Raw genomic sequence first — 9,405 nt, 5'->3', positions numbered from 1 at the left:
GGATCTTTCAAGATATTCTTGTAAAGTTCGTATTTTGCACGCGCCTTAATCAAATCAAACGCGTGCACAAACCATGGGTGCTCCTCATCGACACTCTCTATCTCTACAAGGCATTGATTTATAATGATAATCTATCGTTATTCATATTGAATGAGAGTCCCGAATAACCTAAGATTGTCTCATTTTAAATCAGTTTATATTGCTTCAATCAAAACCACTCATTTGCACATAACAAGTGGGATGAATGTGTGGATCAAATTTATATAAGAAAGGAGTAAAAAATGGCTCTTATGAACCGTCTTAATGCAAGATCTGTCGCAACATTGGGGGCTGGCAAATATAATGATGGTGCTGGCTTGTTACTTCATAAGCGTAAAGATGGAGGTGCTCAATGGATTTTACGGTATACCCTTCACGGACGTCGTCGTGAAATGGGCTTGGGAGCGTTGCGAGATGTCTCTTTAAAACAAGCCCGTGAATTGGCAACTGGGTGGCGTTCGGTTTTACGTGAGGGGCGTGACCCCATTAAAGAACGCAATAAACAAAAGCGTGAGGCAATAAGCAATCTTCATTACTTAAAAGATATTGCCGTAGATGCTTTTGAAAGTCGGAAAGCTGAATTAAAAGATGATGGTAAGGCTTGTGATTGGTTTTCACCTTTACGTCTTTATATTCTCCCTAAATTAGGCTGTCTACCCGTTTCAGAGATTACTCAAACAGAGATACGCAATACTCTTGCCCCTATTTGGCATACAAAAGCTGCAACAGCAGAGAAAGCATTGATACGTCTTAATCTTTGTCTTAAACATGCGGCTGCATTAGGTTTGAATGTTGATTTACAAGCAACAGAAAAAGCACGCGCGCTCTTAGGCAAACAACGCCATAAAACGCAAAATTTTCCAGCTATGGATTGGAGAAAGGTTCCGGCTTTTTATAAAACACTTTGCGAAACAACAACAATGACACAACTGGCTTTACGTTTGCTTATTCTGACAGGCGTTCGTACTTTTCCTTTATGTCATATCCATAAAGATCAAGTTGATGGGGATATATGGACTATCCCTGCTGAAAATATGAAAGGAAAGCGTGATACAACAAAAGAGTTTCGCGTGCCTCTATCATCTGAAGCATTAGACATTTTAAAACAAGCGCGCCTTTTATCACGCAATGATTTCTTCTTTTCTGCAACAGGTCGCGGTCCCCTCGCGCATAGGTGTATGGCTCAATATATGAAACGTATTGGACTTGAAGCCTGCCCGCATGGCTTTCGCTCTAGTTTACGCAATTGGCTTGCTGAAACAACCGATGCCCCCTATGAGGTCGCTGAAACCATTCTAAGTCATACAGTAGGAGGTAAAGTAGAGCGTGCCTATCGTCGGACTGACTATTTAGAACAGCGCCGCGTTTATATGGATAAATGGGCGGCTTATGTCACGGGTCAATCTTAAGATATGGGGTAATTTACCCCATGATCTGTGGATAACTTTAGCTCTCTTCTCTCTCATTTTTTCTCAATAAGAGTCATAAATTATCACATCAGAAAAACTATGATAAAATATTGTTTTCTATAAATAAAATACCTTCAAAAATGAACCAAAATGTGCTTAATAAATAGGCATGATTTATTTCCATTTTTATAGTGAAAGGATTTTAGAATGACAGAAAATGATATTCTTTTAACAGACCGTGAAAGTGCAAAATTGCTTCATATGAGTGTCTCAACTTTCCGCCGTCATGTGACCAATGGCTCTCTCCCAAAACCTTTAAAATTTGGTTTTTTATCCCGTTGGTTACAATCGGATCTTTTGAATGTAATCGAACAAGCAAAACAGCAACGTTATAACGACGCGGCATAAAAAGAAAACCTTGTCACGTAAGGACGGACAAGGCTTTCTCAAACTCATCACCCTAGAGATAGCACAATCCGTCCTATGACGCAACGTTATAGGATTTACAATGATGTGTTCTTTTAAGAATGCGCAAGGTATCACACGTGCCTTGCGCGGGGTTTGGCATGGGCGTTATGGAACAGCCCGTTGCCCTGCTCATGATGATAGGCTGCCTAGCTTATCCCTTGCCAATGGACATGATGGGCGTTTATTGCTCTATTGTTATTCTGGCTGCTCTTTTAGAGAGATCATACAAGCGCTTATTAGAATTAGATTGCTTGGAAAACAAGCTTATGATCAGACGCTCTCTTTCTCCAAACAGTTTTGTGCTGATCTCAAACGAGCAAAACAGAAAGCAGAGAGAGCAAAAGCAATTTGGCAACAAAGCCAACCTATTAAAAACACTTTAGCAGAAACCTATTTACGTATGCGGGGTATTACATGTGATTTGCCTCCTGATTTACGCTTTTACGACAAATGTTCGCACCCCTCTGGGGTTACACTGACCGCGTTGGTGGCTCTTGTTAAGGGCGCTGGCTCTTTCGCCATTCATAGAACCTTTTTACAAGCCAATGGTTGCAAAACAGACCAAAAACCAGCAAAAGCCATGTTGGGATCTGTAACAGGTGGTGGGGTGCATTTAAGCCAAGCCAATCCAAAACATAAGGAATTATTTAACAAACTTTAGAGCTTTTATGCTGTTACAACTATCTTCGTGAAATTTATGAAGACAAAACCCAAAAGGCGGTCGGCCTACAAAACGCTATGAATAGCTCACCTTGGTGAAAAATCATAGGACCACACAATAGAGAAATCTCTTTTGACAGTTTTTCAAGCCAATCGCTCAACGCTCTTTTTAGTGACATTCTCTTCATTGCTCTTTTTTCAAAGAAAATGATCAGAGTTCTTCTTACAAAGAGTTTTGTTGCTTTTGGAGAGTTATTCCAATGTTTATGTTATTTTTTTAATAATAAAAAATAAAAAACATTATATTTTAATATTTTTGTTTAGGATCTTGAGCTACTCTATGGAAATTTCTATTTTTGTAAAAAATCCAAACGTGAAACAGCATGGTAAAATATATTTTTATGACGTTGGTGATGATCTCAAGAGAAAAGAAAAAAACCTTACGATAATAGGAGTCATTTGGGAGTATTGATGGTATTAAGTGAATATCAGCTACAATATCATTGGGATTTATATTACTCGTAATTGGCATTTTGGATGCATGGCTCATTTGTTCTGCGAATTATTGGACTTGAATGTTTAATCTATAAAGCCCAGTATTGATGATATTAGAATAAAAGCCATCTTGATTTGTAAGTTTAATCGAATGCAAATTGAGAACATTCGATATAATAACAAGCGTATGCTTCTTAGCTAGCCCCTTTTAAGTAAGATAATAAGTCCACCTGCCATACTGTTTTGATTGGGGTTGAGCTCAGCTTTATAATAAACATCAAGCTTAAAAATACCGTTCGCTTATTTTGAGTTACATCAAACTGAAATACCTATAATTCTTTCTCATCAAAAATCTTGAATAAAAAAGGCAAGTTGCTGCTTAAATTACTGCTAATATCAAAAAAATCAAAGCCAATTTTGCCACCATCTTTGACACTTTTAGTATATAAGATCCCGATACATGAGACAAGCACCATATCGTTCTTCCATCGGTATGTCCTATATCTATTCACGAAACATAGCTGCTTCAGAGTGGGAAATACTATATATTTGTAGCAATTTCTTTTAATTGATTCATATCAAAATACAAATCCGATACCTTTTGGCAAAATTTATCAAGATAAATAAACAATTCATCAGAGAGAGATATCTTTTTTTCTCGAATTCTCATTAAATCCTCAGTTTTATTATTTAACGGATGCGCTTCAAAATTACTTGCACGATTTCCTGCTAATTTGGTAGGCATATAATGATTTATGATGTTACAAAAACTACAATCTAAAGGGCCTGAAACATTACTTCCAACCATACCAACGTAGTTATTTTTATTCTCAAAACACTTATATAATTCTTTAATATTACTTGCAAATGGCTTATAGACAAAAGCATTATAGCCATATTCGTGAATTTTTTCATAACCACATTTCACGAATGTCTCATCAGCGATATTTAAGAAACCCAAATCTGGAATTTTTGAAGGAAATTTCACAGGCTGTTCTATTCCAAACAAATTATTCTTATCTATCCTATCAATAAAATAATTCCACTGCTCAAAATTAATACTTGCATTGAAATCAATAATAAATTTTACATTTTTGTTTTCATTAACAATTGCAATTGTATCATCCAAATACTGATTCGATGATTTCAATTTTATCAAATCGTAATTACGTATCTCATCATCAATAATTGCACCTATTCCTATCGTTTTAATAGATTTCATTAATCCAGAATTAATAATTTTAGCCATTTCAACTTTTTTAAAAAAATCTTCCAACCCAAAGAAATAGCTTAAAGAATTTGCAAAGTGTTTACTTTTATTTATTGATCGTTCATTTACAGATTTTATAAAATCGTCCGGCATTTCTCCGTGACTAGGTGACAATGGCAACTCCATAGCAAAGGGCGAAATAACTTTATCCTGAGCAGTAAATAAAATTATCAGTTCTGTTTTTTCAACTAACACACCAGAAGAACTGTGAAAAGAATCCGATAGTTTATATTTATTGGTGTAAACTCTGATGCGTATATCCATATTTTATCTCACAGCCAGAAAAAAAATCCCGTATCATATTTAACTGAAATCTATTCTCATACTTTTTTCTATTTTCAAAATTAACTAAAATGAACTCGGGAGTAGCGATACGTATTAGAGCTAACACTTCTGCCAAATCGAATCTCTCCGATAAAGTAATCGTCACACTATATGGTACGCTATCTTTTTTCATACATTCTATGTTACGCACCCACGTTTGTTTATATTTTTTACTGTCTAGATTTCTTATCTCTGAAATAACATCTGTGCCTATTTGTATCCCTAAAAAGAACGGATTACTCTTTAATAGCTTCAAATATGGTTGAATATAGATGTGCCCCCCTGTTGCAATCCGAAAATATTTTTTGCAAATGAGACACATACAAGTATATTTATGAAGTAAATCATAATCGAGCTCAAAAGGCTCTCCACCAGAAAGAATAATAAAATCAGATTTTATGTCATTTATTGTATATAAAGATTCAGGCAACGCGTCATCTCTCACCATATATTCCATCGAATACGGACAATGATTGCAGCCCGCACTGCAATTTTCATTACAAATTACAATATTATCGCCCATGAAATTTCTTATTCAAGTTCATATAATCCAATACTAATTGTTTCATGAAAATATTTTGGTATAGAGAAAGATCAGAAATTTTTTTAGCCACAAACGCTTTTATCATTGGTAAAGCTTCATCCTTTGATATAGACAGCAAATGAGAAATATAGTCTATCCGTTCTTCTAAATTGAGAGATAATCTTGGACTGGTGAAAAATGTTAAGATATCCAATTCCGGACTGGCTTCTTGACATAAATCCCAATCCACTACCATAAAAGAACTATCAGAAGTAACAATGATATTATCAGGATGTAAATCTCCATGTGATAAGATTATATTCTTGCTTAATCGATCTTGAAAGATCTTATTGATTTGATCAATAATCGCCTTTTGATGTAGCAAATCCATTTGGCTCAATACAGTACCCCGGATAAACTCCCATTCGACTATTTCATCGCAAAGTGTTATCAAATTTGGTGCAGGATAGAGACTTTGTCGAAAAGAGCCATCCTTGATGTTTTCATTAATGCACGATGCTTCCGGATAAATTTGCCCATAGCAAAACTCTTGATGCTTGCGTTTCAAGAAATGTTGTTTTGACGATTGTGCATTTTCAGGCTGTAACCAAATGATTTCTTGTTTTCTGACAAAAATAATTAAAGCAGACACCCCAAAAATCACAGCCATAATCACTGCCAACCACAAATTAGCTTGCCAGAATGTTGAAAAAACATGACCGTATAAAAAACTGAATGCAAAGGATACAACAGCTGTAATAATGGCTGTAAATGATAAAACAGTCGCGATAGCTTTGGGATCAATCAGTGAATTTATAAGAAGAGACGACAGATAAGATCGATAAGCAGATTTAAAAACACATAGCAGTAAAAATCCTAATATAAGAGCCGCAATGATTTGAAATGACATGAGAAAAAAAGCAATGGTTACCATACAACCAATCATTAAGACGGGAAAAATAGGATTTTGAAACTTTGAAAAATACTTCTGAAACAATATATTGGAACTTGCTGAAAAAAAATTCCCAATGATAAAAATAATCGAAACCAAAATAGCAGGTTGAAATGGCAAAAAATCAGAAAATGCGATAGAAACAGTTCGATTATTAACCAAAATAGCAAAAGCTGAAACTGCACTTAAAAAAACAAGAGTGAAGCGATAAGGGTTTTTGACTTCTTTACGGCTGGCGCACATAACTGTGAAAATACTCGGATGAGCGTTGATATGAAAACTATCTAATCCCTTCGTCAGTTTTGAAAACATAAAAATAGCAAAAATTAATGAAAGGATTTGAAAAATTACAGGCAATGCAGGATGCACATAATAAAGTATTCCCCCTAAAAAAATAAGTACCGTTGTCACACTATAGGTAACAGCAGCCACTTCGGACTTAACGGAAAACAGTGTGCGATGCTTTGGTACTACAGAAAAGAGTAAACTATCTTCCGCACCTGAGAAACAAGCGGCCGCTAATGTGATACACAACAAATAAGTGGCGTAAGCAAAATATGCATAATTCATAAAAAGAGCTAAAAAACCGCAAAGAAAGAAAAACAGCCCAGTATAAATAACGCGCTTACTTCCATAAACATCTGATAATAAACCCAAGGGGACTTCTAAGATCAAAGGAAGCAATAAAAAATAACTACCGATTAAAACAATATCCGCTTGCGACAAATGCAATTTTTCCGACAAAAAAAGTGGTAAAACAGCAACCACTAGAGCAGTAGACTTGCTAACGCTATAAATCTTAAATTGCTTAACCTTATCCACAAAATACCTTCCCACGACATCCGCTACATGCGCCAGATTCTTTCAAAGATTTTAAAACGCTTTGAGCAGACCAATCTATTGCCTCATAATTTTGTAGATTCCCAAAAGCTTCTGAATAAAAGCAATTTTTTAAATCTCCATTATAGTCCAATACCAAGGATGAAAATGGAAATAAACACATTAACGGCGACGAAACGTACGCAGAATTTTCGCCTAAGTAATAATTAATACAATTTACAAAATTTTGTGACGTCCATGAGATTTTCCTTTCTTGGAACTTTTTATCTATATAAATCTGGAGGGGGGATTCTTTCCTTGATAATTCATCTCTCAAATGAAAAAGTGAGGCGTTTGGCGGAAGAATTTTGTTGCTTAAAGCCTTAGATCGATCCTTTGTATTATTGTTTCTAGAAAAACAAAATGACGACGTATCGAGCGGGTTAAATCCGATATAATCGACATCTTTGCTTATACAAAAATCGATAAAATTAATAATATTTTCTAGAATCTCTTTAGTAACTGTCGCTCTTATTCCTATACTTTGCAGAGGTTGAAGATTCTTAACTGTTTCAATGTTTTCCCACACGCGATCAAATTTATTCGCCCCCCGTATATCATAATATCCTTGGACACTAGTCGAATCCATAGAAATAACAATTTCTTTTATGTCATACTGTGAAATCCATAAATTTTTATGCAATAAGATGCCATTGGTATTTAATTCAACAGGCAGACCTAGTTCATTCAACGTTAATAAAATATCTTTAAGCCTCGGATGCATTAAAGGTTCTCCCCCAGAAAGCATCACTGAGGCAGCTCCTTTTTCTTTCAACATTCTAAATAAGGGTATTAAACTTTCTGGAGTATGCCAATTTTTTTCCTTAATCTTCCAGCAATCGCACATGATACAAGGGCTATTGCAATTCTGGATAATATGTATAATAGGTGTCACAGGTGCCCATAATTTTTTAAGATCAAAAATCGAATCTGACGCACTAATCAAGTTTTCCTTCTTTAAAAGAAAACCATTCTTTTCTAGTTCTCTTAACAAGATTGAAAAATCTGATGCTAAGACCTCTGTCTCTACATTAAGCTTTGCCGCAACAGTTTCAATTTTCTGATTCTGTAAAAAAACTGAATCAATTAAAATTATAGCTGAATCATTAAGCACAATAGTCTGAAAATCATTTAATCTAGTTATACTATTCTCGTCGAGATTGATACGAAACATTTCCCCTCCTAAATTGTTTCTTAATAATACAATGGATAAGGGCGCTGCTGCGCCCTTATCCTGCTTTTTTATTTTTTTCTATCTCGCGCCAATGGTTTATAACAAGTTAAACTTGCACTATTCACAGTACCAATCACCTGCGGCTTTTTATATGACATAACATCCTCCTCATATTGTTATTATGTACCTTGATATATATTAAAGATAATTATTATTTTGTAAATAGTCTAAAAATTTACAACTTTATAATTGTAAAGTCAATTTAACTGTATTACGCAATATTCAGTTTGGAAAATAAATTGGCCTATACCGGTATAAATCGAAAAACTCTTGTACTCAGCTAGTTTCCATTTTAATTATTAAGTTCATTCAAAAAGTATTATTCCTGTTTTCAATGGCTATTTCACTTTAATCACAATAAGAAATATGCAATGCTCTGCTTTATCAAGTAATTTTAAAAAGGTTTTTTGGGGCTGAAATAAAGAATAGTTGTTGCGTAAATCAGCTTCTCAGAAGAAAAATTTTTCAATTATTTTTCTGTTTTAATTGTAATTTTGTGAAATACTACTTGCGGTGAAATTACTTTTAAAAGAGGTTCTACTCGACGCCAAAATACAAACTTTTATTTCTTATTAAAGATACAATCATATTGATTTATAATGATAATTTAGCACTATTCATATCGAATAAGAATCCCAAATAACGTAGGATTCTCTCATTTCAAATCTGTGTATGGTTGAATCAACTAAAACCACTTGCTTGCACGTCACAAGCCGGCTTGTTACTTCATAAGCGTAAAGATGGAGGTGCTCAATGGATTTTACGGTATACCCTTCACGGACGTCGTCGTGAAATGGGCTTGGGAGCGTTGCGAGATGTCTCTTTAAAACAAGCCCGTGAATTGGCAACTGGGTGGCGTTCGGTTTTACGTGAGGGGCGTGACCCCATTAAAGAACGCAATAAACAAAAGCGTGAGGCAATAAGCAATCTTCATTACTTAAAAGATATTGCCGTAGATGCTTTTGAAAGTCGGAAAGCTGAATTAAAAGATGATGGTAAGGCTTGTGATTGGTTTTCACCTTTACGTCTTTATATTCTCCCTAAATTAGGCTGTCTACCCGTTTCAGAGATTACTCAAACAGAGATACGCGATACCCTTGCCCCTATTTGGCATACAAAAGCTGGAACTGCTCGAACAGCACTAATGCGTCT

At 35.1% G+C, this 9,405-nt stretch carries 7 protein-coding genes and 1 pseudogene; 4 read left to right on the top strand and 4 right to left on the bottom strand.

Annotation, left to right across the window (positions count from 1 at the left end):
- Positions 1-281 precede the first annotated feature (281 nt).
- The 3 genes and pseudogenes from ACFIMP_RS09035 to ACFIMP_RS09025 form a co-directional block, all read left to right on the top strand.
- Positions 282-1,448, top strand: coding sequence for a tyrosine-type recombinase/integrase (locus tag ACFIMP_RS09035; protein WP_375627875.1), 1,167 nt, complete (start codon positions 282-284; stop codon positions 1,446-1,448).
- A gap of 207 nt (positions 1,449-1,655) precedes the next feature.
- Positions 1,656-1,856, top strand: a complete 201-nt coding sequence (locus tag ACFIMP_RS09030; RefSeq protein WP_015856172.1) for a helix-turn-helix transcriptional regulator — start codon at positions 1,656-1,658, stop codon at positions 1,854-1,856.
- A gap of 100 nt (positions 1,857-1,956) precedes the next feature.
- Positions 1,957-2,553: pseudogene (locus ACFIMP_RS09025) on the top strand (DUF7146 domain-containing protein); the annotation flags it as partial.
- 1,059 nt (positions 2,554-3,612) lie between these two features.
- On the opposite strand, the gene ACFIMP_RS09020 reads toward ACFIMP_RS09025, so the two are convergent.
- Genes ACFIMP_RS09020 through ACFIMP_RS09005 form a run of 4 tightly spaced genes read right to left on the bottom strand, consistent with a single transcriptional unit; the run spans position 3,613 to position 8,193 of the window.
- The gene (locus ACFIMP_RS09020) at positions 3,613-4,605 is read right to left on the bottom strand and encodes a hypothetical protein (protein WP_375613859.1); all 993 of its coding nucleotides are present in this window, start codon (positions 4,603-4,605) and stop codon (positions 3,613-3,615) included.
- Positions 4,574-5,188, bottom strand: a complete 615-nt coding sequence (locus ACFIMP_RS09015) for a radical SAM family protein (RefSeq protein ID WP_375613858.1) — start codon at positions 5,186-5,188, stop codon at positions 4,574-4,576. Before ACFIMP_RS09015 ends, ACFIMP_RS09020 begins: the two co-directional genes overlap by 32 nt.
- Entirely contained in the window at positions 5,178-6,962 is a 1,785-nt protein-coding gene (locus ACFIMP_RS09010) for an MFS transporter (RefSeq protein ID WP_375612536.1), read from the bottom strand. Before ACFIMP_RS09010 ends, ACFIMP_RS09015 begins: the two co-directional genes overlap by 11 nt.
- On the bottom strand, positions 6,955-8,193 hold the full coding sequence (locus ACFIMP_RS09005; RefSeq protein ID WP_375629497.1) for a radical SAM protein: 1,239 nt from the start codon (positions 8,191-8,193) through the stop codon (positions 6,955-6,957). The genes ACFIMP_RS09010 and ACFIMP_RS09005 overlap by 8 nt, the downstream gene beginning before the upstream one ends.
- 736 nt (positions 8,194-8,929) lie before the next feature.
- On the opposite strand from ACFIMP_RS09005, the gene ACFIMP_RS09000 reads away from it, so the two are divergent.
- Positions 8,930-9,405, top strand: a 476-nt coding sequence (locus tag ACFIMP_RS09000; RefSeq protein ID WP_375686285.1) for an integrase arm-type DNA-binding domain-containing protein, incomplete at its 3' end; no start/stop codon positions are given.

This window comes from Bartonella sp. AP65SXKL (genome assembly GCF_042195725.1).
Taxonomy (GTDB): Bacteria; Pseudomonadota; Alphaproteobacteria; order Rhizobiales; family Rhizobiaceae; genus Bartonella.
This window is presented reverse-complemented; position numbering and strand designations above follow the sequence as displayed.